This is a genomic window from Mycobacterium sp. NGS24 (genome assembly GCF_059813065.1).
Window position 1 is genome coordinate 409,226 of the sequence record NZ_JCALDW010000001.1, and the last position, 23,931, is coordinate 433,156.

A 23,931-nucleotide genomic window follows, 5' to 3' on the forward strand; every position below is an offset into this window, starting at 1 on the left:
TCCATACCGCGCTAGCGGCGGGTGCGGGCGGGGGTGACGCGGACCTCTAGGCACGCTATGCTAACCGTCGTTCACGTCGGGACCGGCGTTGGACGCGTGGTCGAGAGGAGTCCGGATGCCACACGACCAGCCGGCCATCATCGGTGCCGCCGAACTCGCTCCAGGGAGAAACGTTCCGTACACCTCCACTGAATTGCATGTGCGCGCCGCGGTCGCGGCTCTCGCCGACGCAGGGGTGGTCCCAGACGAGGTCGACGGTCTGGTGTGCGCCGGGCCGATGACGAACGAGGGTTCGATCTTCCTGTCCGAGGACCTCATGGACTATCTCGGGCTGCACAATCTGAAACTTCAGATGACCTGTCAGCTTGGCGGCGGGACCCATCTCGCCATGACGCGCATGGCGAGTAACGTCATCGCCCGGGGCGAGGCCGAGACGGTGCTGGTCGTGTCGGCGGGCAAGTTTCCACCGATCCGCGATGGCGGGCGCGAACTGATGGCGCTGGTGTGTGACCACGCGTTCGAGATGCCCTATGGACCGTCCGTGCCGGCGCTCTACGGTTTGATCGCGCAGGCCTGGATGCACGAGACGGGACAGGGCAAGGCGGACATCGCCGAGGTCACCGTGTCGCAGGACCGTTGGGCCGCACTGAACCCCGCGGCTATCGCGCACGGCGCTCAACGCCTGACTGTGGAGGACGTGCTGGCGTCCCGGCCGATCGCCGGGCCGTTCCACTTCTACCACTGCTCGATTCCCTGCGAGGGCGGTGGCGCGCTGGTGCTGGGCTCGGCCCGCCGGGCTCGCGCGGGCAAGCACCGGCCGGTGCATTTGCTGGGCTTTGGAGAGGGTCACACCCACGGTTTTCTGACCTCGCTGGCCCGGCCGGGTCGTACCGGGGCCGCCCGTTCGGGTCCGATGGCCTTTGAGCGCTCCGGACGGGCGCCGGCCGACGTCGACATCGCTTTGCTCTACGACGCCTTCGCCTCCAACCCGGCGATGATCCTTGAGGAGGCGGGTTTCGTGAAGCCCGGTGGGGCAGGCGATTTCTACCGTGACGGCTGCGCCGATCCGGGGGGCGACCTTCCGGTGAACACCGACGGCGGCCTAATCCGGTTCGGGCACACCGGGACCTCCTCTGGCATTTCGCAGATCCTTGAGGGTTACTGGCAGTTGTCCGGTCGCGCCGAGGGCCGTCAGGTGCCCGGGGCGGATACCGCGTTCGTGCACAGCTACGGCTCGATGCTGTGCAGTCACGTCAGCATGGTGATGGAGGGAGCGTCATGACCGCAGCTTCGAGTTCTCTCGACGGTCTGCACGATCCTGAGGCGCTGCCGCCGCTGACCGATGTCAACCGTCCCTACTTCGCAGCAGCGGCCCGCGGTGTACTCGTCTTCCAGCGGTGCGCGAACGACCACCCTTTCCTCTACCCGCGGCTGGTGTGTCCCGTCTGCCATGACGGTGAGTTGGCCTGGGAGACCGCGGCGGGTACTGGTGAGATCGTCAGTTTCGCGCCGGTGTACCGCCCCCCGTGGGACTCGTTCCCGCGCAGCGAGCCGTACGTCGTCGTGCTCGTTCGTCTGGACGAGGGGCCGCAGTTGTTGGCCAGTCTCGAGGGCGTGGCCCCAGATGAAGTTGCGATCGGGGCGAGAGTGCGCGCAGTGTTCGAGCGGGTGAACGAGGACCTTGGGCTGGTCCGATTCAGGCTGGCGGCGTCGTGACCACGTACGGGGTCTCGGTGCTCGGCGCGGACTTGGCCACCCTTGTCGAGACCGCCGAGGCTACCGACCTCGCCGGCTTCGACGCCGCCTGGGCCTCGGAGTTCTACTCGCGCTCCGGCTCGATCTCGATGGCCGCGATGGCCGCGCGCACAAAGCGCTGCCGCATCGGGTCGTCGATCCTGTATGGCGTCGGGCGCAGCCCGCTCGTGCTCGCCACCGAGGCGCGTGACCTCGACGAGCTTTCAGGCGGGCGCGTCGTACTCGGGCTCGGCAACGGTACACGCCGCATGATGAGCGACTGGCACGGCGTGGAGGACACCTCCGCTCCCGCTCTGCGCATGGAGGAGCTGGTCCCGCTCGTGCGTCGGATCTGGAACCTGCACGAGGGCCCCGTGCGCCATGAGGGGCGCTTCTACCGGATGAATCTCGTCCCAACCGGCGACGTCGCGCCGCCGAAGCGAGCGATCCCGATCATCACCGCGGGCGTGCGTCCGCGGATGTGCGAGGTGGCAGGGCGCGTAGCCGACGGGTTGGCTGGTCATCCGCTGTTCACCACGACTTACGTCGAGGAGGTCGCCCGCCCAGCCGTCGTGCGCGGTGCGGAGCGGGCCGGACGCGATCCCGCCGACATTGAGATCGTCTCGATGGTCATCTGCGCGGTGCACGACGACCCACAGATCGCACGTCGTGAGGCCGCGCAGCAGATCGCGTTCTACTCCTCGGTGAAGACCTACGAGCACGTGCTCGACGTCAGCGGTTTCGCCAGGCAGGCAGCGGCCATCCGCGACGCGTTCGCACGGCGTGACCTGCCGGCCATGTTCGCCGCGGTCACCGACGACATGATCGACGCGATGGCGGTGGCCGGCACCGCCGCCGAGGTCCGAGAAGGGCTGCGCCGCTACGAGGGCGTGCTGGACCACATCGTTCTCTACTCACCCTCGATTGGTCTCGCGCCCGAGCGCATCGCCGAGAACCTCGGCAGCCTCATTCGCGATTGTGCGCCGGCCTTCGCCGGCGGGAAAGGTGACCAGAGTGGCTGACGCATCGCTCATCGGGACGCAACTCGGGAGGACCACGTTTCCCGTCGACCGGTCCAAAGTGCGCGAGTTCGCACTTTCGCTCGGCGACCGCGACCCGATCTACCAGGACGTCGCGGCCGCCCGCGCCGCCGGCTTCGGCGCGATCCCCGCTCCTCCGACCTTCGTCGTCTCCTCGGCTCACTGGCGCGCCGACGACGACATGTTCGGCGCCCTCGGGCTCGACCTGCGACGCGTACTGCACGGTGAGTGCGGCTGGGAGTATTTCGCGCCGGTGTTCGTCGGCGACGAGCTCACCGAGACTCGTCGGGTGTCGAACGTGACCAGCCGCGAGGGGAAGCGCGGCGGCATCATGACAATCGTGACGATCGAGACCGACTTCACCAACCAGCGCGACGAACTCGTCGTGCGCCAGACCGACGTCTTGATCGAAACCGGAGGCTCCACCCAATGACGACATCCCCCGCGCCGGTGGCGTTGGCCATCGGCGACGAGATGCCGACCTCACAGTTCGGCCCGCTGACGCGCTCGCACATCGTTCGCTACGCCGGCTCCGGCGGCGACTTCAACCCGATCCACCACGACGAAGAGTTCGCCCGCGCGGCCGGCATGCCCGGTGTGTTCGGCATGGGACTGCTGCACGGCGGTGTGCTCGCGCAGCGGCTGACCGCCTGGGTGGGGCTGGCCAACATCCGCTCGTTCCGCATCCGGTTCACCGGTCAGGTATGGCCCGGTGACCTGCTCAGCTTCGGCGGCAGGGTCACCGGCGTGCGCGAGGCCGGAGGGCAGCAGGTGGCAGACCTCGAACTCGTGGTCACGCGCCAGACCGGCGAACCCGCGATAAAGGGGAGCGCCGTCGTGCAGGTGACCCGGTGAGCGCGCCAACGAGCGACGTCACCGGCCTCGGGATGACGTTCGGGACCTTCGACGAAGGCCGGGCGTGGGTCGGTCATCGCTCCGAACCGCGGCATGCGTGGTTCCCGATCGACCGCTCGATGGTGTTGTACTACTGCTCGCTCGTCGAGGACGCGAACCCCCGTTACTGGGAGGGTGAGGACTGCCCGCCCGGGCTGCTGATGAGCCTCGGCTTCGCGCCGCAGTGGGTGCCCGGGTACCTAGCGCGTGCCGACATGATGTTCGCGCTCAGCGTCCCGTTGCCGGGCCACCACATCATCAACGCCTCGACGACGACGGAGTTCGAACGCCGGCCCCGGGTAGGCGATCACGTGTCGATCGTGGAGGAGATCGCCTCGATCTCCGAGCCCAAGACGACGCGGGTGGGCACCGGTGTGTTCATCACCACGGTGAGCACCTTCTCCGACCAGCACGGTGAGGTCATCGGCCGCAACACCAACGTGCTCTTCCGATACGACACCGCCGATAGTGAAGGCGCATCATGAACGACTCCACCGAGCGCAGCATGGTCCGCGTCCCCGTGCGGTTCGAGGACATCGCCGTCGGCGACACCCTGACGCCCGTCTCGATCGAGATCAGCTACAAGCGCATCTGCATGAACGCGGCTTCGACATGGGACTGGTTCCCCGGTCACCACGACCCCGACTACGCGCGCAGCCAGGGCCAGCGCACGATCTACCTGTCAACCCTCTTCTTCCATGGCTTCATCGACCGCGGCCTCAACGAATGGGCCGGACCCGACGCGCTCATCCGGCGCCGCAGAATCTCAATGATCCGGTCGATCTATCCGGGCCAGACCGCAACCCTGAGCGGCAAGGTCGTGGCCAAACGCGACGATGGCGGACGGCGCCTCGTCGACCTCGAGTTGCTCGTCTCGAGCGAAGATGGTCCGTGCGTGCCGAGTGAAGCCACCGTTGAGCTGGCCGACCCGTTTGTCGAGGTGCCGGGGTGAGCTGCCACTCACATGCGAGGCGACGGTGAGGGACGGAGGCTCGGTGGCCGAGCAACCGGTTCGCTACGAGGTCGTCGACAGCGTGGCCTGGCTGACGATCAACCGGCCCGAGGCGCGCAACGCGCTGAACAACGCTGTGCGCACGGGGCTTTTCGACGCGGTACGCCGCTTCAATGACGACGACGCGGCGAAGGTGCTCGTCCTCACCGGCGTGGGCGATAAGGCGTTCTGCGCCGGCGGGGACTTGAAGGAGATGGCGCAGAACGCGCTCAAGGTGCCCCCGAAGGACTTCGCTCCGCAGTTCGGCCGCAACATCGATGTCGCGAAGCCGACGATCGCGGCCGTCAACGGTGTCGCGTTCGCCGGGGGCTTCCTGCTCGCGCAGCAGTGCGACCTGGTCGTGGCTGCCGAACACGCGACCTTCGCCGTCAGCGAGGTCAAAGTCGGCCGCGGGTCGCCGTGGGCGGCACCGCTATCGTGGCTGGTGCCCCCACGCGTTGCCATGCAGATCCTGCTGACCGGCGACCCGATCACCGCCGAGCGCGCCCACCAGGTCGGCTTAGTCAATGAGGTGGTGCCGGCCGATCAGTTGCGCGAGCGTACCCGGCAGTTGGCGCTCAGCATCGCCGCGAACGCACCGCTATCGGTGCTTGCGTCCAAGCGCACCGTGTACCTCTCGGCACAGCACCACCTCGCCGCCGCCTACGACCTGGCCGACGAGATATGGGAGCCGGTCTATCTGAGCGACGACGCGCAGGAAGGCCCGACGGCGTTCCGCGAGAAGCGCGCACCACAGTGGAAGGGACGCTGACATGGCGGTGACCATGCAGTCGGTAATCGCCGACATCGAAGCCGAAACGGCCGCGTTGCGCGAACTCATCGCACCGCTGCCCGAAGGTCCGCGCGGCTGGGACGCGCCGACTCCGGCCGTGGGCTGGGCGATCCGCGACCAGATCAGCCATCTGGCGTTCTTCGACGACGTGGCGGTGCGCTCGGCCACCGACCCCGACGGTTTCAGCAGCGACTACCTGCCGATGATGGCCGACGGAAGCATCTCACCCGACGTCATCGCTGAGCGCTACCGTCAAATGCCGGCTGCCGACCTGCTCGCGTGGTTCGACACGTCGCGTGCAGCCCTCGTTGCGGCGTTCGCGGACATTGCCCCGGCGACCCGCCTGCCGTGGTTCGGGCCGACGATGAGCGCGGTCTCGTCGCTGACAGCGCGACTCATGGAGACCTGGGCGCACGGCCAGGACATCGTCGACGCGCTCGGCGCGACCCGCGAGGCCACGGCACGGCTGCGGCACGTGGCCCACATCGGGGTGGGTGCGCGCGCTTTCAGCTACCTGGCCAACGGTCTGGACCTCCCCGCGGACCCGGTACGCGTCGAGCTGACCGCTCCGGACGGCAGCGTCTGGACGTGGGGGCCAGCCGACGCCGCCAACCGCGTGAGCGGGCCGGCGCTGGACTTTTGCCTGTTGGTGACCCAACGCCGCCACCGCGACGACACCGCTTTGGTCGCCGACGGACCGCTGGCCGACCAGTGGCTCGCGATCGCCCAGGCCTTCGCGGGGCCCCCTGGCGGCGGGCGCGTGGCGGGCCAGTTCGCAGGGGGTCAGCGGTGAGCGTCCCGGTCCGCATCGGCAACTGCTCCGGCTTTTACGGCGACCGCATCGCCGCAGCCCGCGAGATGGTCGAGGGCGGACCGATCGACGTCCTGTGCGGTGACTATCTGGCCGAGCTGACCATGCTCATCCTGGCCAAGGCCCAGGCCAAAGACCCGTCCGGCGGGTACGCGCGGACTTTCCTCACCCAAATGGAACAGGTGCTGGGCACCTGTCTCGATCGTGGCATCAAGGTCGTCGCGAACGCGGGCGGGCTGAATCCCGCCGGCTTGGCCGCCGCGTTGCGCGAGCTGTCCGCACGTCTCGGCCTCACCGCGCGCGTCGCGCACGTCGAGGGCGACGACCTACGTGGCGACCTCCACGCAATCACGCCGCCCGTCGGCGACATCAAACCGGTGTCGGCCAACGCCTACCTCGGCGCCTGGGGCATCACCGAGGCGCTGCATTCGGGCGCCGACGTCGTCGTGACCGGCCGGGTCACCGACGCATCCCTCGTGGTCGGTCCCGCGGCCTGGTGGCACGCCTGGGCACGCGCCGACTGGGATCGGCTCGCGGGTGCGGTCGTCGCCGGGCACGTGATCGAGTGCGGCCCTCAGGCGACGGGCGGCAACTACGCGTTCCTCGACGAGATCACCGACCGCCGCTACCCGGGGTTTCCGATCGCCGAGGTCGCCGAGGACGGCTCTTCGGTGATCACGAAGCATCCCGGCACCGGGGGACTGGTCTCAGTCGGCACGGTCACCGCCCAGCTGCTCTACGAGATCGCTGAACCTGCCTACCTCGGCCCCGACGTCGTCGCCCACTTCGACACCATTCGCCTGGCTCAACAGGGTGAGCACCGTGTCGCGATCAGCGGTACGAAAGGCAGTCCGCCGCCGGACACGTTGAAGGTGGCGCTGAACGAGGTGGGCGGCTTCCGCAACACGATGACCATGGTGCTCACCGGCCTCGACATCGAGGCCAAGGCGGCCTTCGCCGAACAGCAGCTCTTCGACGTTCTCGGCGGACGCGACGCCTTCGACGAAGTCGACGTGCGACTGTTGCGTTTCGACGTCTCCGATGCGCCGACGAACGAGCAAGCCTGCGCGCACCTGCGTGTGACGGTGAAGGACGCCGACCCGCGAAAGGTGGGCCGAGCCTTCTCCGGCGGGGTCATGGAGATCGCCCTGGCTGGTTTCGCCGGCTTCCACACCACCACGCCACCGTCCTCGGAGACCGCGTTCGGCGTCTACCGGCCGGCCTACGTTCCGCGCTCGGCCCTCACGCACGTGCTCGTCGACGCCGACGGCAATCGGCACGTGATCCCTGACCCGCCGACCGGTGCGGTCCCGCCGGCTGGGATCGCCCCGCCCGCGAAGCTGCCGGCGCCATCCGGGCCGACGCGGCTCGCGCCGCTCGGGTCGGTACTCGGTGCGCGGTCCGGAGATAAGGGCGGCAACGCCAACCTCGGACTGTGGGCACGCGACGACCCCGGTTACGCGTGGGCGCGCGAGTACCTGAGCGTCGAGCGGCTGCGCACACTGCTCGGGCCGGAGACGGCGCACCTGCGCATCGAGCGCTTCGAACTGCCGAACCTGCGCGCGCTCAACGTGGTGGTGCACGGCTTGCTCGGTGACGGGGTGGCCTCCTCGACCCGGCCGGACGCGCAGGCCAAGGGGCTCGGGGAGTACGTGCGATCCCGAGTGGTGGACGTTCCCGAATCGCTGCTCGACACACACTAAATCCGGTGCGGGGCGCCGTCTACCTGCTGTGTAACCGCGCGGCTGAACAGCGCCGCAACGGCCGCGGCGGCCAGCATCGCCTCAATCGTCGCGTCGTCCAGCGACGCCGGCATGTACGCGGACGCGTTGAGCAATGACAGCACGGCGGCGACCAGGCCCTGTGCGCGCTCACGGTCCAGATCGCCCCGTGCTCGTACGAGCGCGTCGACCCAGAAGGACTCGTACCTGTGCTGTCGGCGTCGCAGGGCACGGGTCGCCAGCGGCGACAGCGAGCGGTGCTCGCGGGCGTAGACGGCCAACAGGCCGCGTCGTCGCGCGCCGAAGGCCGCGTGTAGGTCGACAAGGGCGTGCAGGACCTCCGTCGGTGTGCCGGCGTTGGTGGCGCGCCGGGCGCCGGCCAGCAGCTCAGTCATGGCGGCGTCGCATAACTCGCGCAGGATCGCGTCCTTGTTCTGAAAGTGCCGGTAGACGGCCGGCCCGCTCACCCCTGCTGCGGCACCGATGTCGTCGATGCCCACGGCGTGAAAGCCTTGCCGCGCGAACAGGTCGGCGGCGGCCTCGAGGAGCAGTTTGCGGCGCAAACCGGCCACTTTCAGGCCTCCTGTCGATTTGTGGTTACGTTGTTCGCCGTCCGATCCGCTGGGCCGGGCTGGGATCCTACCGGCGCTGGGGTTGCCTGCGTCGGCACCCGCCGCACCAAATCAAGGGAGGTGAACGAAACCGCTAGCCCCCGCCGATGCTGTCGCATCCTCTTCTCAGTTCATGATTTAGGGGCCCTGCTTCGAACCCGCGATGTGCAGCGGCACGACTCAGCGCAAAACGACTCCGCCCTCGATGCCCGTGAACTGCGCGCGCAGCTCGGTCTTGAGCAGCTTGCCGGTGGCATTGCGCGGCAGTTCGGCGACGAAGTGCACGTCACGCGGACACTTGAAGTGTGCCAGCCGCTCCCGGCACCACGCTACGATCTCCTCGGCGCTCGGCGCCTGTGTCGCCGGGTCGGCGACCACGACCGCGACGACGCGTTCGCCCCACTTCGCGTCCTTACCGCCGATCACGGCGGCGTCGAACACCGCCGGGTGGCGGAAGAGAACCTGCTCGACCTCGATCGGGTAGACGTTCTCGCCGCCGGAGATGATCATGTCCTTCTTGCGGTCGACGAGGGTGATGAAGCCCTCGGCGTCCATGCGCCCGAGGTCGCCCGTGTGGAACCAGCCCCCGCGTAACGCCTCGGCGCTCGCCTCGGCCTTCATCCAGTAGCCGGTGAACACATTCGGGCCGCGCACGATCAGTTCGCCCACGGTGTCGGTCGCGACGTCGCGGTCGTCGTCGTCGACGATGCGGGCGTCGACATGCATTGCGACGCGGCCGATCGACCCGGCCCGCGTGCTGACGTTCTCGGCGTCGAGGACGGTCACCAAGGGAGCGGTCTCGGTCATGCCGAAGCCCTCGGTGAAGGGCACGCCTCGCTCGCGCATGAAGTCGATGACCGTGAGGGGGACGGGCGACCCGCCGCCCATGGCGAAACGCAGCGCAGACAGGTTGAAGGAGTCGAAGTCGGGCACCTGTGTGAGTGCGGTCCACATGGCCGGCACCATGAACTGGACCGTGACGTGGTGGTCGGCCATCGCCTGTAACGTCGCTCGCGGCTCGAAGGACGGCATGATCACGCTGGTGCCGCCGACGTACAACAGCGGCAGGGTGTGTACTCCCAGCCCGCCGATGTGGAACATCGGCGCCACCGCGACGGTGACGTCCTCGCCCCGCAGGCCGATGTCGGTGCCGAGGACGTTGATCGCGTTCCATAGCAGGTTGTCGTGGGTGAGGATCGCGCCCTTGGGTCGGCCCGTCGTCCCCGACGTGTACATGATGAACGCGGGGTCGCGGCCGTCGACGTCACCGTTGAGCGGTTCGGGCGCGGCGCCCGAGACGACGTCTTCGTAGCCGAGCTCGCCCGGCGCCGGCACCCCACCGGCGCGCACGACATGGCGCACGCGGACTCCGGACTCGGTGACGGCGCTCCTGGCCTGCGCGGCGAACGGCTCGTGGAAGACCAGAACATCGGCGCCTGAGTCGGCCAGGATGTAGCCGATCTCGGGTCCGGCAAGGCGCACGTTGAGCGGAACTGCAAGTGCGCCGATTTTGGCGCAGCCCAGCAGCACCTCGATGAACTCGGTCGAATTGACCAGCAGCATCGCGACCCGATCGCCCTTGCGCACGCCGAGGGCGATGAGTGCGGCGGCGACCTGGTTGGTGCGCCGATCGAGGTCGGCGTAGGTGATGTGCGCGCCGTTGCTGATCAACGCGGTGCGCCCGCCGTTGAGGAAGGCGCGCCGGCTCACCCACTGACCGATGCCGAGTTGCATTCGATTCCCTTTCATTCCGCGGCGACTCAGTAGGACGCGGGCAGTTTCAGGCTGTGCTGCGCCACGAAGTTGAGGATCATTTCGCGGCTGATCGGCGCGGTGCGCATGAGCCGGGCCGGACCCCACAACGTGGCGAGGCCGTACTCGGTGGCCATGCCGTTGCCGCCGTGGGTTTGAATCGCCTGGTCGAGCGCCAGGATGCCCGCCTCGGCTGCGGCATATTTCGCCATGTTCGACGCCTCACCCGACCCCGGATCGCCGGCGTCGTGCAGGGAGGCGGCACGCTGAGTCATCAACCGGGCCAGCTCAACCTGGATCTTGGCGTGGGCGAGCGGGTGCGATACGCCTTGGTGCGAGCCGATCGGCGTTCCCCACACGTGGCGGTTGCGGGCGTAATCGGCGGCTTTATCCAGCGCGTAGCGACCGATGCCGTTGCCGAGCGCCGCCCCCATGATTCGCTCCGGGTTCAGGCCCATGAAGACCTGGCGCAGGCCCTCGTTCTCCGCGCCGATAAGGTTGGCGGCCGGCACGCGGACGTCATCGAAGAATAGAGTGAACTGCTTCTCTGGAGTGACCGCCTGCACCGGGATGAGTGACTTGGTGAGCCCGGGGACATCGGTGGGCACGACGAGCAAGCTGAGTAGTCCGCGACCACTGTCGTTGGTAGACGTTCGGGTGACGACCAGGATCGCTTCGGCTTCGTCGACACCAGAAATGTAGTACTTGGTGCCGTTGATGACCCAGTCGTCGCCGTCGCGTTTCGCGGTCGTGGAGATGTTGTGCGAGTTCGAGCCCGCGTCCGGCTCGGTGATCGCGAATGCCATGATCGTCTCGCCGCTGGCGATGCCCGGCAGCCACTGCTGCTTGAGTTCCTCACTGCCGAATGCCTGGATGATCGTGCCGCAGATGGTCGGCGAGACGACGGTCATCAGCAGCGGGCAGCCCGCCGCGGCGAGCTCCTCACCGACGATCTGCATGTCGTAGATGCCGCCGCCGCCGCCGCCGTACTGCTCGGAAAGGTTCACCCCGAGGAAGCCCTGTTTGCCCACGGCCTGCCACAGCTCGGTGCTCTTCCCGCCGGCCAGCGACTTTTCCAGGTAGTACTCGTGTCCGAAGTCCTTGGCGATCTCGGCGACCGCCTTGCGCAGGTCCTGACGTTCCTCTGTCTCGTGCAATTCCATGACACTCCTCACATCGGTATCGACGCGCCACCGATCGGGAGCGCGCCGGCTTCATTAGAGCTCCGTGGCGTCCGACGCCACTTCACCGCCGTCCACCGCCTCGACCACGGCGAGGACGTCACCGCTCGAGACCTGATGGCCGACCTGGACCGGCAGGGCGCTCAGCACCCCGTCGATCGGGCTCGCGACGGTGTGCTCCATCTTCATCGCCTCCAGGACGACGAGCGTTTGACCGGCTGACACCGTCTCGCCCTCGGCGACCGGTAGTCGGATCACCGAGCCCGGCATCGGCGCGGTGAGCGACCCGGGCGGGTTCAGAGTGCTCGGGTCGACGAAGCGTGGCGCCAGCCGCAGGGCGGAGTAGCCGGCGACCGAGTCGAGGTGGGCAACATCGCCGTCGAGGACGACATCATAAGTGCGGCGCACCCCGTCGACGCGCAGCACCACCCGCTCGCTACTGCCCTCGACAACCTCGACGTCGGCCAACGGCTCGTCGTCGACCTGCAGGCAGGTCCCTGTCGAACCTAACGTGTACCCGACGCGCACTTCGCGCCCGCCCTGGGTCTGCCAGGTTGTGGTCTGCGGCTGCGAAGGGTTGTTGCGCCAGCCGGCGGGCAACGTGGCCTGCAGAGTTGCGACGGCACGCCGCGCGGCCACCCCGGCCACGGTCGCCGCGACGGCGTGCAGGCGCTCGGACTGCGTGTCTGGGAGGGCAGCGCCGAGTTGGGCGACGTCGTGTCGGTCAAGGAACCCAGTGTCGGTGCCCCGCCCGGCGAACTCGTCATGGCGCAGGACGCGAACAAGCAGGTTGCGATTGGTGGTCACGCCGTGAATACGGGCGCCGGCCAGCGCCGCCGAGAGGCTGGCAAGTGCCTCGTCGCGCGTTGGTGCCCACGCGATGACCTTGGCCAGCAGCGAATCGTAGTAATGACTGATGACCGAACCGGCACGAAAACCCGAGTCAACCCGCACGCCGGCAAGCGCCGGGACATCCAAGGTGCGCAGGGTGCCGGTACAGGGCCGGTAGTCATCGGCCGGATCCTCGGCGCACAGCCGGGCCTCGACCGCGTGACCGCGAATTCGCGGGTTGTGCATCTCCTCAGGCAGCGGGCGGCCCATGGCTACGAGCAGCTGGGCACGCACCAGGTCGAGGCCGGTGATCAGCTCGGTAACCGGGTGCTCGACCTGCAGCCGGGTGTTCATCTCTAGGAAGGCGAAGGAGTCGGCTTTGCCATCCTGAGCGGCGTCGTAGACGAACTCGACCGTCCCGGCGCCTACGTAGCCGACGGCGCGCGCGGCGGCGATGGCGGCCTCGCTCATCCGAGCGCGCAACGCGTCGTCGACGACCGGTGACGGCGCCTCCTCGATCACCTTCTGGTGTCGACGCTGCACGGAGCACTCGCGCTCGAACAGAGAGACGACGTTTCCGTGCGTGTCGGCCATGATCTGGATCTCGACGTGGCGTGGGCGCTGGACGTAACGCTCGAGGAAGACGGTGCCGTCGGCGAACGCGGCGGCGGCCTCACGCGAAGCGGAGGTGACCGCTTCGTCGAGCTCGTCCGGCGACGCGACAATGCGCATGCCTCGGCCACCGCCGCCGGCGCTGGCCTTGACCAGCACGGGGTAGCCGACGTCGGCGGCCAGCTTCGCCAGCTGCTCGGCCGATAGCCCCGTCGTGTCGCCACCGGGCAGCACAGGCACCCCCGCGTCGGACATCGTCTTCTTGGCCTGCAGCTTCGAGCCCATCGCGTCGATCGCCCCGGGCGGCGGACCGATGAAGACGAGGTCGGCGGCGGCACAGGCGCGCGCGAACCCGGCGTTTTCCGAAAGGAAGCCGTAGCCGGGGTGTACTGCGTCCGCGCCGGTGAGCGAGGCAGCGGCGATGATCCGGTGGATGTCGAGGTAGGTCTCGGCGGCAGACGAGCCGGGAAGGTGCACGGCCTCGTCGGCGTCGGCGACGTGCCACGCGTCGGCGTCGGCGTCGGAATAGACCGCGACGGTGGCGATCCCGAGATCGCGGCAAGTGCGGAACACCCGCCGCGCGATCTCGCCACGGTTGGCGACCAGGACCTTGCGGATCTTGGGCATCGCCATCACATCCGGAACACGCCGTAGCCACGCTGGCCACGGACCTCGCCGTTGTGGATCACCGACAGGCAGAACCCGAGAACGGTCCGCGTATCGCGGGGATCGATGATCCCGTCGTCGTAAAGTCGGCCGCTGTTGGCCAGTGCGACGGATTCGCGCTCGATCTGTTCCTCGACGGCGGCGCGCATCTGGGCGTCGGCCTGCTCGTCGAAGGGCAGCCCGCGGTCGGCGGCGGACTCGCGCGCCACGATGGACAGCACTCCGGCCAGTTGCGCCGGACCCATCACGGCCGACTTCGAGTTAGGCCAAGCGAATAGGAAACGCGGTGAGTACGATCGCCCGCACATGCCGTAGTTCCCGGCACCGTAGGACGCACCCATGGTGATGGTCACGTGGGGGACCGTGCTGTTTGATACGGCGTTGATCATCTTGGCGCCGTCCTTGATGATGCCGCCCTGTTCGTACTCGGCACCGACCATGAAACCGGTGGTGTTCTGCAGGAAGATGAGGGGGGTGTCGATCTGATTTGCCAGTTGGATGAACTGCGAACCTTTCTCGGCCTCCTCACTGAACAGGATGCCCCGTGCGTTTGCGAGGATGCCGACCGGGAAGCCGTGGATCGAGGCCCAGCCGGTGACGAGTGACGTGCCGTAGAGAGGTTTGAACTCGTCGAAGGCCGAGCCGTCGACCACTCGGGCGATGACGTCGCGGGGGTCGAAGGGCACCTTCGGATCGACCGACGCGATGCCGAGCAGCTGATCGGGGTCGTGCACCGGTGGGTGCGGCGGCGTGGTGGGTCCGGGGCCGTTCTTCCGCCAGTTGAGCCGCGCCATGATGCGACGGCCGATGCGGATCGCATCCTGCTCGTCCTCGGCCATGTAATCGGCCAGCCCCGAGGTGCGGGCGTGCATGTCGGCGCCGCCGAGCGACTCGTCATCGGAGACCTCGCCCGTGGCCATCTTGACCAGCGGCGGACCGCCGAGGAACACCTTGGAACGGTTGCGCACCATCACGACGTAGTCGCACATGCCCGGGACGTACGCACCTCCCGCGGTCGAGTTGCCGAAGACCAGGGCCAGTGTCGGCAGCCCCGCTGCGCTGTGCTGGGTCAAGTCGTGGAACAGCTGTCCGCCGGGCACGAAGATCTCTGCCTGTGTGGGCAGGTCGGCGCCGCCAGATTCGACGATGTTGATGATGGGCAGTCGGTTCTCCCGCGCGATGGCCATGCCGCGGAACACCTTGCGGAAGGTATAAGGGTTCGATGCGCCGCCGCGGACGGTGGGGTCGTGGGCGATGATCATCGACTCGATGCCCTCGACCACGCCGATGCCTACCACCACGCTACCGCCGACGGGGAACTTACTGCCCCAGGCGGCGAAGGGGCATAGTTCGAGGAACGCCGTGTCGGGGTCGAGCATCAGCTCGATGCGCTCGCGGACAAGCAGCTTGCCCCGCTTACGGTGGCGCGCAACGTATTTCGCGCCGCCGCCGCCGTTGACCAGCGCCAGTTGCTCCGCGATGGTGTCGAGTTGCGCGCTCAGTCCTTCGCGGTTCTTGAGATAGCCGGGCGCGGTGTCGTCGACCCGATCGGGCAGGACCTGTACCAAAGTTTTCCTTCCGGGCGAGCATCGACGTCGATCTACTAGGCGCTGATGTTAGCCGCAATTAACATCAGGTGACAACGGCGCAGGCGGGCGTCGGATTTGTTCCGCGCCGTGGTTCCGTCGAATGGCGAGGATCGAAGCGGTGCGTTCGCTGCAGATCGAGCGATCGAAGGAATTGACTGGGGAGGGACGGCACACAGGGCCCGTGCGAGGTCGTATCGAGTTCCTCGTCCGGCGCGCGTGGAGTCTACGGTTCGCGATCTCGGGTGAACACCCGCAGCGATTGTCAGTGTCGCGCCATGCCCTTCAGCCAACCGAGTAGTGCATAACGCCGGTCGGCCAGAATCTATCGGGTCTCCTCGGCTTTGGCCAGCGGCGGAGCGGCCTGATCAGGCGCCTGTCCGAGGGTATACAGGCCGAGAATGCCGAGAAAACCCGCACAGTGCTCGATGAGCATTTCAGTCGAGAGGTTCAGTTGTCCATCTATCCAGCGACGGAGTATCTCGAACAGGCCCCCGACACCGTAGGTAGCGGCGAGATCTGCGACTTGGAGCACATCGCTGGGTATATCGAGGTGCAAGCGGGCCTCTCTGAGCACCAGCTCCGCAAAATCGGTCATCAGATCGCTTCGCAGCTGCCGAAGGAGGGGTTCTGCGCCCGACTCGACAAACAGTATGCGGGCCATGCGGGGATCGTTCTCGATCACCTGAACCAGGGCCTTGATCGGAGCGTAAGCCAGTTCTTGAGGAGCAACCGTGTCGTCCGGAATGGCGCTGGTTATCACCGCTTGGAAGGTAGTGGAGATCTTGGCAAATACCGCACGCAAGAGCGCGTCTCGATCGCGAAACTGTTGGTAGAAGTACCGGCTCGTCACTCCTGATTTCGCACACACGGCGGTCACGGTGCACGCGGTAGCTCCGTGGGTGCCCATGATTGAGACCGCGGCATCAATCAACATCACGCGACGCTGTGCATCGCGTTGAGTTGCGGACAGCCCGCCATAGACACGTGCTGGACTCATGTCCTACAGTCTGGCAGTCTTATCTGACAAGGCATAAAGTCAGATCCAAACTTCGAGGAAGGACCTCAAATGTCGGACGATCAAGCCCCGACCCCGACCCGGGTGCTGCCAAAACCCAGGCGCGTTCGGTTTCCGATGCCGACCTCCACGAAGCGGCAACATTTTGTCGATGGCGACCTGGTGATGAGCCATTTCATCTCGGTGCTTTCTGCGACGTTCCCGGAAGGCGAGGATTTCTTCATCCGCTCGGTCAGGAACTTCCAGAGTTCCATCGACGATCCCCAACTAGAGACAGCGGTCAAGGGTTTCATCGGACAAGAGGCCACACATCGACACCAGCATCGTCTCCTAAACGAGCGACTCCAGGTCATGGGTTATCCGACCGCGCGAATCGACCGTCATGTCGGACGCTTGATCAAGCGATTGGAACGGCGCTTTTCGCCGGAAATGCGGCTGTCCATGACCTCCGCGTTGGAGCACTACACCGCTACGCTGGCAGAAATCATTCTTACCAGCGAAGACGCCCAGAAGCTCATCGGCCAGACAGAGGTTCGACCGATTCTGCTGTGGCATGCCTTCGAGGAGTCGGAGCACAAAGCGGTTGCCTTTGATGTCTATCGGCTGGTGGGAGCAACCGAGCGCACCCGTGTACGGGGCATGCGGATCGCTTCAGTAATTCTGTTCGGCGAGCTCATTCTGCAGACTGCCTTGTCTATGGCCGCTGATAGAGCCTCATATAACCCGGTCACCCTGGTGCGCAGTCTGTACCGCTTTAGTCGCACCCCGATGTTCACCGCCGATGCGCTGCGGCGTTTCCGTTCCTACAATCGCCCGGGTTTCCATCCTGATGATTGGGACAGCGCCGCGGTCCTGGAGCATTGGAGCAAAGAACTGTTCGACCAAGACGGTTCACAGCGAGTTATCGCTTCGTCGGGATAGCAAAGATGCGGAAGTGCGGCGACGCAGGAGCACCGTTCCTGCGTCGCTCCTTCCGAACAGGGTGCGACGCGTCGGTGACTCACGGATTCGGTGCTCGGTGGCCGGTGAAGGTGGCGGTCGGACCCGCAAATGCGGTTCGCAGCGATCGCCACGGGGCTGGCTGGCCTGTTGTGAGCCTCGATCAGTCGCTGATGACATAGCGTTGAGCCAGGGTTTCAGCAAGTCTGCTGGTGTGCGCGACCACTTCTTTCTCGGTCACCGCAAGCAAACCGGAGTGCCAGGCGGTGATGACTTCGACGAATCCCCCGACAGCGATCAGGGTGTCCATGCGAAGGGCTATCTCGTCGGCATCTTGTCGGAGGTGTGGCCGGCTTGCCTCAACGACCAACTGCGTTGCTTCCTGTAGCGCCACGGCGCGGCGGTCTTGTAGCGGTGAGCTACCGACATGCTGAGCGAGGAGGATGCGTGCCCGGCCGGGATCGCGTGCGATCCGGTCGACCACGATGGTGATCGCCGCGGTGATGGTTTCGATCGGCGGCCGATTCGCACGCTCGTTGAAGAGCGCGGCGACCTCGCCGAGCATGTCATTGCGGACGCCATCCCACGCAGCAACGAGCAGCTCATCGCGCGTCTTGAAGCCCTCGTAGAAGTATCGATCGTTCAGCCCTGTGCGGGCGCATACGCCGCGCATAGTGACCGCGGCCCAACCGCTCTCACTCCAAATCTCGGTTGCGGCCTCGATCAATTGCTGCCGTCGCTCGGCACGACGCTCGGCCCCGGTCCGACCACCCCAGCGCTTGTTTCTCGACCGCACCTCTCCATCTTGACAAGGTGCTCGTTCCACCACCAAACTGGTGGCATGCGACACCAATGGTGGCTGGTGCCCCCAGATGAGAGTTTCCCCACAGCAGACGTCCATGTCGCGACCCGAAAGGCAGACGGATGAGATTGCTGCCCTTCGGCGGCGCACCAGGCAGAACGCACCGCGCCGATGCAGTCGTCACGGGCGCAGGAAGCGGTATCGGCCGCGCATTCGCCGTGGAGCTTGCGCGCCGAGGTGGACGCGTGGTGTGCGCCGACAAAGATCCCGTCACTGCAAAAGAGTCGGCAGAGTTGGTGAGGCAGGCTGGCGGCGAGGGCTTCGACATCGAATGCGATGTCACCGATCTTGAGCAGGTCCGCAACCTCGCTGATGTGAGCGAAGACTGGTTCGAGAAGGCTGCGAGCCTCGTCATCAACAACGCCGGAATCGGTGCGGGCGGCAACCGCATCGGCGCGACGTCGATCGAGGACTGGAACGCGGCGATTTCTGTCAACCTCTGGGGCGTTATCTACGGCTGCGAGACTTTTGTGCCTCGGCTCCGCAGCAATGGGCATGGCGGAGTCATCAATGTGGCGTCGGCAGCGAGCTTTGGCTCGGCCCCTCGGATGGCGGCTTACAACGTGAGCAAGGCCGGGGTGCTCGCTCTGTCGGAGACATTGGCGGCCGAACTGAGCGGTACTGACATCAACGTCACAGTGCTTTGCCCCACCTTCGTGAAGACGAACATCGTCAACAATCCTCAAATCGACGAGGCGGCTGCAAGACTCGCGGCCAACCTGATGAAATGGACCGGCATTTCGCCACAGCACGTTGCTCGAACGACGTTGAACGCGCACGATCGCGGACAAATTTATGTAGTACCCCAACTCGATGCCAAAGTCTTGTGGCAACTCAAGAGAGCCCTACCCGGCCCCTTTACTCGCACGCTGGGCCTCGTGGAGCGCATGGCCTCATGGAACGATTCAGCCGAGTAGAGGAGCAGGGAAAATGGCTTTCGCATACAGTGACATGCTCGAGACAATCAAAAACAAGCAATGGGCTCTTGCCGATATCGATTGGAACGCCCCTGGCGCGGAACTGATCACCGATGAACAGCGTCCCAAACTCAAGCAATTCATGTCCGACGTGGTGTGGATTGAGCATGTTGGAGCACGTGCCTTCGCCGCGATGGCTCCAAAGGCGCCATTCGAAGCGCTCGGAGACATTTACCGTTACTTTCACGCCGAGGAGCAGCGTCACGCCAATGCCGAACTTGCCTTGATGCGTCGCTGGGGCATGCTCGAGGAAGGCGAGAAACCGGTCCCGAACAAGAATATTCGGCTGGTCATCGAATGGCTGGACCGTTATGCGGAAGCCCTGCCCCTGACCGTCATCGGGGCCGCGATTCCGGCACTGGAGACTGCGCTCGATGGAGCGCTGCTGAAGTTTCTCCTCGATGAGGTTGACGACCCTGTGTGCGGGGAGGTGTTCAACAAGGTCAACAGCGACGAATCAAGGCATCTCGCGGTTGGCTTCCAGGTCTTGAATGACCTGGGCGCCAGCCCGATGCGAATCCACGCCATTCAAACTGCGGGTGCTCTTGTCGACCCGCGCATTCTCACCGGCGCGTTGCTGTATATCCCGCTCCTGACGCGCATGTTGATGAATCTCAACGCTATGGGTCTGTCCGAGGAGAAGTTATACAACGCAGTGACGCGGTATGCCAATGTCGGCGATCGCAGTGAGCATACGCGGAGGGTGCCCGGCTATCACATCTTGAAGGCGCACATGTCGTCGTCCATCAAGCGGTCCCAGCCTCTGCACTTCGTGTCTCAGCGCCTTGGCAATGCGATCGATGTTTTCCCTGTTCAGATTTTCGGTCGGCCGCCATCCTGGACGGACGAACTGACCTACGAACCGGTTGCCAAATGACAGGCACCACGACGACGTTGATCGTCGGCGCCGGGTTCGCAGGTATCGGTGCGGCGATCAGACTGCTTCAAGAGGGCACGGATGACTTCGTCATCCTGGAACGGTCAGATCGCGTCGGAGGCACCTGGCGAGACAATACTTATCCCGGTGCGGCCTGCGATATTCCCTCGCTTCTCTACTCCTACTCGTTCGAGCCGAATCCGGGCTGGACTCGTACCTACTCGGGGAGCGCTGAGATCCTCGAATATATCGACGATATGGTCGACAAGTACGATCTTGCCCGGTTCATCCAGTTTGATACCGACGTGACTGCCTTGGAATTCGATGAGAGTGCCGGCATCTGGATGGCCGACACGGCAGATGGAAAGCGGTATCACACCCGGTCAGTTGTGATGGCCAGTGGACCACTTGCCAACGCCAGCTTTCCCGATATTCGGGGTATTGACTCGTACGGTGGAAAAAAGATCCACAGCGCTCGATGGGACCATGGCTACGATCTCGGCGGTAAGAGGGTTGCAGTCATCGGGACAGGCGCGAGCGCGGTTCAGATCATTCCCGAGCTCGTAAAGTCGGCTGCCTCGGTCAAAGTCTTCCAGAGAACGCCCGGCTGGGTGTTGCCCAGGGTGAACTTCAGGCATCCGGCCTGGGCGCGTTCGACCTTCACACACCTGCCGGTGAGCGAACAAGCGCTCCGCGACGCGTGGTTTTGGGCCCACGAAGTGATGGCAGTGGGTATGGTCTGGAACACCGCCGCGACGTCCGCGATACAGCTGGCGGCCAAGGCTCATCTCCGTCGGCAGGTGAAAGACTCCTGGTTGAGACGTCAGTTGACGCCCCATTTCAGGCCTGGATGCAAGCGCATGCTCATGACCAGTGATTATTACCCTGCGCTACAGGCGGATAACTGCAAGCTGATCAGCTGGCCGATCGCCACATTGTCACCCAACGGTGTTCGGACCGCCGACGGTGTCGAGCACGAAGTGGACTGTATCGTATTTGCCACTGGCTTCGATGTGGCCAAACGTGGCACCCCGTTCCCGATTAGCGGCCTCGGCGGTCGGAAGCTCGGCGATGAATGGTCTCAGGGGACATTTGCCTTCAAGAGCGTGAGCGTGGCCGGGTATCCGAACTTATTCTTCACTTTCGGACCGAATTCCGGGCCAGGCCACAACTCGGCGCTCGTATATATGGAGGCTGCAATTGACTATATAGTCAAGGCGATCAAGCTCCTTCAGCAAAATGACATCGGCACTTTGGATGTGAGGGAGGATCGTCAGGACCGCTATCACTCCGAAATTCAGCGCCGCCTTCGACGAACGACTTGGAATTCGGGGTGCAGCAGTTGGTATTTGACCGAGGACGGCTACAACGGCACGATGTACCCAGGTTTCGCGACCCAGTTTATGAGAGAACTATCCCGCTTGGATCCTCATGATTACGTGATAACCCGGCGCGACGATACACACGTCGAGCTGACGCAATCACTCTGAATACAAGTTTGCAGGGCTGACCGTCAGAACGGTGAAATACAGGAATGGATCGCAAGTCCGACCGTAATTACGAGATAATTATCATAGGAGCTGGATTTTCCGGCATCGGGTCTGGCATTAGCTTGATGAAGGCGGGATTTACCGACTTCTTGATGGTTGATGACGCCGATGGCGTAGGTGGTACGTGGCACTGGAACACCTACCCGGGTATCGCTGTCGATATACCGTCGTTCAGTTATCAATTCTCATACGAAATGCGGCCCTCTTGGTCGCGCACGTACGCCCACGGCAATGAGCTCAAAGCCTATGCCGAGCGATGTGTTGAAAAGTATCGGCTCTGGGACCATATTCGTTTCAACACAACCATTACCGAGGCTTGTTTCGACGAGAACGCAACACGGTGGCATTTGACCAGTGCCAATGGTGAGGAGTTCACGGCACGCTTCGTGATAAATTGCTCCGGCGTTCTCAGTCGGCCAAAGTGGCCTGAAATCAAGGGGGTGCGAGATTTCGCCGGCGTTACGCTCCACACGGCTAGATGGGACAATGCCAAAGATCTCAGCGGGAAGAGGGTTGCAGTAATCGGTACCGGTGCATCGGCGGTGCAACTGATACCCGAAGTCGCAAAGAAAGCAGAGAGTCTGACGGTATTTCAGCGAACTCCAATTTATTGTCTGCCGAAGCCAGACTTCCCCATACCGACGTGGGGTGGAAGGCTTCTACATTTCCTGCCGGGGGCACAATTGGCGACCCGGACCGCCAGCCAGGCGTTCGTGGAAATCACTTTCCCAATCGCCGCTCACTTTCATACGGTGATACCGTTCGCCGATGTCATGGAGAGCGCCGCAAAGCGGTACATGCGGCGTGAGGTCCATGACCCGACGACGAGAGAACAACTCATTCCGCGCTACTCGTTGGGCTGTAAACGACCCAGCTTCCACAATTCCTATCTCGCAACGTACAACCGGTCCAACGTTTCGCTCGAGACGAGCGGCATAACCCATATCGACCATGCATCCGTCCATACTCGAGACGGCAAAGCTCATCCCATTGACGTCTTGATCCTGGCCACCGGCTTCAAAGTGATGGAGTCGGGCAACATGCCAACTTACGTATTGAAGGGACGCGGCGGGCTGGAGCAGGCTACATGGTGGGACGAGCATCGACTGCAGGCCTTCGAAGGGGTGAGCGTCCCGGGATTTCCGAATCATTTCAACATCTTCGGCCCGTACGGCTACAACGGTTCCTCGTACTTCACGCTCATCGAGGCGCAGAGTCGGCACATCGTCCGGTGTCTTCGTCGCGCGCGGGCGCTGGGTGCTAACTGCGTGGAGGTCAAGAAGGAGGCGAACGACCGTTATTTCGCCGAAGTGCTAAGGCGGCGTCACAGACAGGTTTTCTGGCAGCCGAGCTGTTCCAATGCCAACAGCTACTACTTCGACAGGCACGGTGACGTTCCACTCCGTCCATCAACGACTCTGGAGACCTATTGGCGGAGCCGCACCTTTCGCCTCTCGGACTACCGATTCGAGAATCGGCCCGAAGAGGTGTGTCCCCGGTGACCAGAATGGATGCCCCTGACTGGCAGCCCAGTCTTGCCAGTCATCTCGTCGCGATGTCCTCGCGAACCACGCTGCGGCCACTGGCGCAGCTGATGCCATCAAACGCCTACGGACTTGCGGTGATGGATCGCGTGCTTCGAACAGCGCTCGTAGCCTCACGGCCTCGGCGCGGCGTCACAGTGCGCAAGGTTGACACTGTATTCGCCGGAGGCCCGGTTCGTGGGGACTGGATCACCACGCCTGCCATTAATCCGCATGCCAACCCTTTGCTGTACATCCACGGCGGCGCCTATTCTATGTGCTCGCCGGAGACGCACCGCGGTCTTCTTGGTGAACTCGCCTCGGCGAGCGGGCGCCCCATCTTCGCAGTGAAGTATCGTCTTGCCCCGCGGTATCCCTATCCCGCAGCCGCGGACGATGCGCTGAATGCGTATCGCTGGCTTACCAGCGGAGGGTCCCCGGGTTCTTGTCAGCGCACCGTCGCGGTTGCCGGCGATTCAGCGGGCGGTCAGCTCACGATGGCCACGGCCTTGGGCGCACGTGCAGTTGGATTGCCGCTCCCTGATGCGATGCTGCTGATGTCTCCCGTCCTGGATCTCAGGTGCGAACTTGCCAGAGCGCGTGAAATTCGCCGCCGGGATCCTTTTGCCTCCGCTCAATCAGCGGCGCGCGCTCTTGACCTCTACGTAGGTGGCGCAGATCGCGGAGATCCGCGCCTCAGCGTGCTTGACGCGGACCTCACCTCGATGCCGCCGATCCTCATTCAGGTGGGCGGGAGAGAAATGTTGATCGATGACTCGCGCCGTCTCGCCGAGCGACTTCAATCAGCTGGATCCCACGTCGAGATCCAGGTATACCGGGGACAGATCCATGTATTCCAGGCTATGTTCCGGATTCTTCCCGAAGCCCGAGACGCGATTCATCGAGCGGGACGCTTCCTTGAAGCCTCGGAAGTCAGGTGAAAGTGTCCGAACAGGCAATGC

Annotated in this window: 23 protein-coding genes; 16 read left to right on the forward strand and 7 right to left on the reverse strand. The window is 64.8% G+C overall.

Translation table 11 applies throughout. The annotated features are described in order from the left end of the window. Positions 1 to 115 precede the first annotated feature (115 nt). From AC5Y6Y_RS01870 to AC5Y6Y_RS01915, 10 genes are read left to right on the forward strand one after another with little or no spacing between them, the layout of a single operon-like run. Complete coding sequence (locus AC5Y6Y_RS01870; RefSeq protein ID WP_011560598.1) at positions 116 to 1,282, forward strand: thiolase family protein; 1,167 nt, start codon at positions 116 to 118, stop codon at positions 1,280 to 1,282. After that, positions 1,279 to 1,716: a Zn-ribbon domain-containing OB-fold protein gene (locus tag AC5Y6Y_RS01875; protein ID WP_011560597.1), complete on the forward strand. Its 438-nt coding sequence runs from the start codon at positions 1,279 to 1,281 to the stop codon at positions 1,714 to 1,716. Before AC5Y6Y_RS01870 ends, AC5Y6Y_RS01875 begins: the two co-directional genes overlap by 4 nt. After that, positions 1,713 to 2,756: an LLM class flavin-dependent oxidoreductase gene (locus tag AC5Y6Y_RS01880; protein WP_014382413.1), complete on the forward strand. Its 1,044-nt coding sequence runs from the start codon at positions 1,713 to 1,715 to the stop codon at positions 2,754 to 2,756. Before AC5Y6Y_RS01875 ends, AC5Y6Y_RS01880 begins: the two co-directional genes overlap by 4 nt. Continuing rightward, positions 2,749 to 3,207: an FAS1-like dehydratase domain-containing protein gene (locus AC5Y6Y_RS01885; RefSeq protein ID WP_011560595.1), complete on the forward strand. Its 459-nt coding sequence runs from the start codon at positions 2,749 to 2,751 to the stop codon at positions 3,205 to 3,207. Before AC5Y6Y_RS01880 ends, AC5Y6Y_RS01885 begins: the two co-directional genes overlap by 8 nt. Continuing rightward, entirely contained in the window at positions 3,204 to 3,629 is a 426-nt protein-coding gene (locus tag AC5Y6Y_RS01890; RefSeq protein WP_011560594.1) for a dihydroxy-acid dehydratase, read from the forward strand. Before AC5Y6Y_RS01885 ends, AC5Y6Y_RS01890 begins: the two co-directional genes overlap by 4 nt. Before the next feature lie 32 nt (positions 3,630 to 3,661). Continuing rightward, positions 3,662 to 4,153: an FAS1-like dehydratase domain-containing protein gene (locus tag AC5Y6Y_RS01895; protein ID WP_017205330.1), complete on the forward strand. Its 492-nt coding sequence runs from the start codon at positions 3,662 to 3,664 to the stop codon at positions 4,151 to 4,153. Next, a complete protein-coding gene (locus tag AC5Y6Y_RS01900) occupies positions 4,150 to 4,620 on the forward strand; it encodes a hotdog family protein (RefSeq protein ID WP_011560592.1) in 471 nt (156 codons plus the stop codon). The genes AC5Y6Y_RS01895 and AC5Y6Y_RS01900 overlap by 4 nt, the downstream gene beginning before the upstream one ends. A gap of 43 nt (positions 4,621 to 4,663) precedes the next feature. After that, positions 4,664 to 5,431, forward strand: coding sequence for an enoyl-CoA hydratase/isomerase family protein (locus tag AC5Y6Y_RS01905; protein ID WP_011560591.1), 768 nt, complete (start codon positions 4,664 to 4,666; stop codon positions 5,429 to 5,431). A 1-nt stretch (position 5,432) separates the two neighbouring features. After that, positions 5,433 to 6,245, forward strand: a complete 813-nt coding sequence (locus AC5Y6Y_RS01910) for a TIGR03084 family metal-binding protein (protein ID WP_011560590.1) — start codon at positions 5,433 to 5,435, stop codon at positions 6,243 to 6,245. Further along, positions 6,242 to 7,966 (forward strand): acyclic terpene utilization AtuA family protein, encoded by a 1,725-nt coding sequence (locus AC5Y6Y_RS01915; RefSeq protein WP_011560589.1) that lies wholly within the window; start codon positions 6,242 to 6,244, stop codon positions 7,964 to 7,966. The genes AC5Y6Y_RS01910 and AC5Y6Y_RS01915 overlap by 4 nt, the downstream gene beginning before the upstream one ends. On the opposite strand, the gene AC5Y6Y_RS01920 is transcribed toward AC5Y6Y_RS01915, so the two are convergent. The 6 genes from AC5Y6Y_RS01920 to AC5Y6Y_RS01945 all read right to left on the reverse strand — a co-directional run bounded on the left by AC5Y6Y_RS01920 (position 7,963) and on the right by AC5Y6Y_RS01945 (position 16,223). Next, positions 7,963 to 8,556, reverse strand: coding sequence for a TetR/AcrR family transcriptional regulator (locus AC5Y6Y_RS01920; protein WP_011560588.1), 594 nt, complete (start codon positions 8,554 to 8,556; stop codon positions 7,963 to 7,965). The two genes, AC5Y6Y_RS01915 and AC5Y6Y_RS01920, sit on opposite strands and share 4 nt — an antisense overlap. 219 nt (positions 8,557 to 8,775) lie before the next feature. After that, entirely contained in the window at positions 8,776 to 10,329 is a 1,554-nt protein-coding gene (locus tag AC5Y6Y_RS01925) for an acyl-CoA synthetase (RefSeq protein ID WP_011560587.1), read from the reverse strand. A 26-nt stretch (positions 10,330 to 10,355) separates the two neighbouring features. Further along, on the reverse strand, positions 10,356 to 11,510 hold the full coding sequence (locus AC5Y6Y_RS01930) for an acyl-CoA dehydrogenase family protein (protein WP_011560586.1): 1,155 nt from the start codon (positions 11,508 to 11,510) through the stop codon (positions 10,356 to 10,358). 54 nt (positions 11,511 to 11,564) lie between these two features. Further along, the gene (locus AC5Y6Y_RS01935; protein ID WP_005116476.1) at positions 11,565 to 13,598 is read right to left on the reverse strand and encodes an ATP-binding protein; all 2,034 of its coding nucleotides are present in this window, start codon (positions 13,596 to 13,598) and stop codon (positions 11,565 to 11,567) included. A gap of 5 nt (positions 13,599 to 13,603) precedes the next feature. Beyond that, entirely contained in the window at positions 13,604 to 15,205 is a 1,602-nt protein-coding gene (locus AC5Y6Y_RS01940) for an acyl-CoA carboxylase subunit beta (RefSeq protein ID WP_011560585.1), read from the reverse strand. A gap of 343 nt (positions 15,206 to 15,548) precedes the next feature. After that, positions 15,549 to 16,223: a TetR/AcrR family transcriptional regulator gene (locus AC5Y6Y_RS01945; RefSeq protein WP_011560584.1), complete on the reverse strand. Its 675-nt coding sequence runs from the start codon at positions 16,221 to 16,223 to the stop codon at positions 15,549 to 15,551. A 69-nt stretch (positions 16,224 to 16,292) separates the two neighbouring features. Between AC5Y6Y_RS01945 and AC5Y6Y_RS01950 the strand changes: the two genes are divergently transcribed. Next, complete coding sequence (locus AC5Y6Y_RS01950) at positions 16,293 to 17,162, forward strand: metal-dependent hydrolase (protein ID WP_011560583.1); 870 nt, start codon at positions 16,293 to 16,295, stop codon at positions 17,160 to 17,162. Between the two features lie 181 nt (positions 17,163 to 17,343). Here AC5Y6Y_RS01950 and AC5Y6Y_RS01955 read toward each other — a convergent pair whose 3' ends face one another. Next, a complete protein-coding gene (locus AC5Y6Y_RS01955) occupies positions 17,344 to 17,976 on the reverse strand; it encodes a TetR/AcrR family transcriptional regulator (RefSeq protein WP_005086596.1) in 633 nt (210 codons plus the stop codon). A gap of 128 nt (positions 17,977 to 18,104) precedes the next feature. On the opposite strand from AC5Y6Y_RS01955, the gene AC5Y6Y_RS01960 reads away from it, so the two are divergent. Genes AC5Y6Y_RS01960 through AC5Y6Y_RS01980 form a run of 5 tightly spaced genes read left to right on the forward strand, consistent with a single transcriptional unit; the run spans position 18,105 to position 23,910 of the window. Continuing rightward, on the forward strand, positions 18,105 to 18,959 hold the full coding sequence (locus AC5Y6Y_RS01960) for an SDR family NAD(P)-dependent oxidoreductase (protein WP_011560581.1): 855 nt from the start codon (positions 18,105 to 18,107) through the stop codon (positions 18,957 to 18,959). A gap of 13 nt (positions 18,960 to 18,972) precedes the next feature. Further along, complete coding sequence (locus AC5Y6Y_RS01965) at positions 18,973 to 19,896, forward strand: hypothetical protein (protein WP_005086594.1); 924 nt, start codon at positions 18,973 to 18,975, stop codon at positions 19,894 to 19,896. Then, a complete protein-coding gene (locus AC5Y6Y_RS01970) occupies positions 19,893 to 21,386 on the forward strand; it encodes a flavin-containing monooxygenase (protein ID WP_011560580.1) in 1,494 nt (497 codons plus the stop codon). Before AC5Y6Y_RS01965 ends, AC5Y6Y_RS01970 begins: the two co-directional genes overlap by 4 nt. A gap of 44 nt (positions 21,387 to 21,430) precedes the next feature. Further along, positions 21,431 to 22,948: a flavin-containing monooxygenase gene (locus AC5Y6Y_RS01975; RefSeq protein ID WP_011560579.1), complete on the forward strand. Its 1,518-nt coding sequence runs from the start codon at positions 21,431 to 21,433 to the stop codon at positions 22,946 to 22,948. Next, positions 22,945 to 23,910 (forward strand): alpha/beta hydrolase, encoded by a 966-nt coding sequence (locus tag AC5Y6Y_RS01980; protein WP_012296509.1) that lies wholly within the window; start codon positions 22,945 to 22,947, stop codon positions 23,908 to 23,910. Before AC5Y6Y_RS01975 ends, AC5Y6Y_RS01980 begins: the two co-directional genes overlap by 4 nt. Positions 23,911 to 23,931 lie beyond the last annotated feature (21 nt).

Coding starts and splice junctions, on each gene's coding strand:
- AC5Y6Y_RS01870 (WP_011560598.1), top strand. CDS start 116: ATGCCACACGACCAGCCGGCCATCATCGGTGCCGCCGAACTCGCTCCA.
- AC5Y6Y_RS01875 (WP_011560597.1), top strand. CDS start 1,279: ATGACCGCAGCTTCGAGTTCTCTCGACGGTCTGCACGATCCTGAGGCG.
- AC5Y6Y_RS01890 (WP_011560594.1), top strand. CDS start 3,204: ATGACGACATCCCCCGCGCCGGTGGCGTTGGCCATCGGCGACGAGATG.
- AC5Y6Y_RS01895 (WP_017205330.1), top strand. CDS start 3,662: ATGACGTTCGGGACCTTCGACGAAGGCCGGGCGTGGGTCGGTCATCGC.
- AC5Y6Y_RS01900 (WP_011560592.1), top strand. CDS start 4,150: ATGAACGACTCCACCGAGCGCAGCATGGTCCGCGTCCCCGTGCGGTTC.
- AC5Y6Y_RS01910 (WP_011560590.1), top strand. CDS start 5,433: ATGGCGGTGACCATGCAGTCGGTAATCGCCGACATCGAAGCCGAAACG.
- AC5Y6Y_RS01925 (WP_011560587.1), bottom strand. CDS start 10,329: ATGCAACTCGGCATCGGTCAGTGGGTGAGCCGGCGCGCCTTCCTCAAC.
- AC5Y6Y_RS01930 (WP_011560586.1), bottom strand. CDS start 11,510: ATGGAATTGCACGAGACAGAGGAACGTCAGGACCTGCGCAAGGCGGTC.
- AC5Y6Y_RS01935 (WP_005116476.1), bottom strand. CDS start 13,598: ATGCCCAAGATCCGCAAGGTCCTGGTCGCCAACCGTGGCGAGATCGCG.
- AC5Y6Y_RS01945 (WP_011560584.1), bottom strand. CDS start 16,223: ATGAGTCCAGCACGTGTCTATGGCGGGCTGTCCGCAACTCAACGCGAT.
- AC5Y6Y_RS01950 (WP_011560583.1), top strand. CDS start 16,293: ATGTCGGACGATCAAGCCCCGACCCCGACCCGGGTGCTGCCAAAACCC.
- AC5Y6Y_RS01960 (WP_011560581.1), top strand. CDS start 18,105: ATGAGATTGCTGCCCTTCGGCGGCGCACCAGGCAGAACGCACCGCGCC.
- AC5Y6Y_RS01965 (WP_005086594.1), top strand. CDS start 18,973: ATGGCTTTCGCATACAGTGACATGCTCGAGACAATCAAAAACAAGCAA.
- AC5Y6Y_RS01970 (WP_011560580.1), top strand. CDS start 19,893: ATGACAGGCACCACGACGACGTTGATCGTCGGCGCCGGGTTCGCAGGT.
- AC5Y6Y_RS01975 (WP_011560579.1), top strand. CDS start 21,431: ATGGATCGCAAGTCCGACCGTAATTACGAGATAATTATCATAGGAGCT.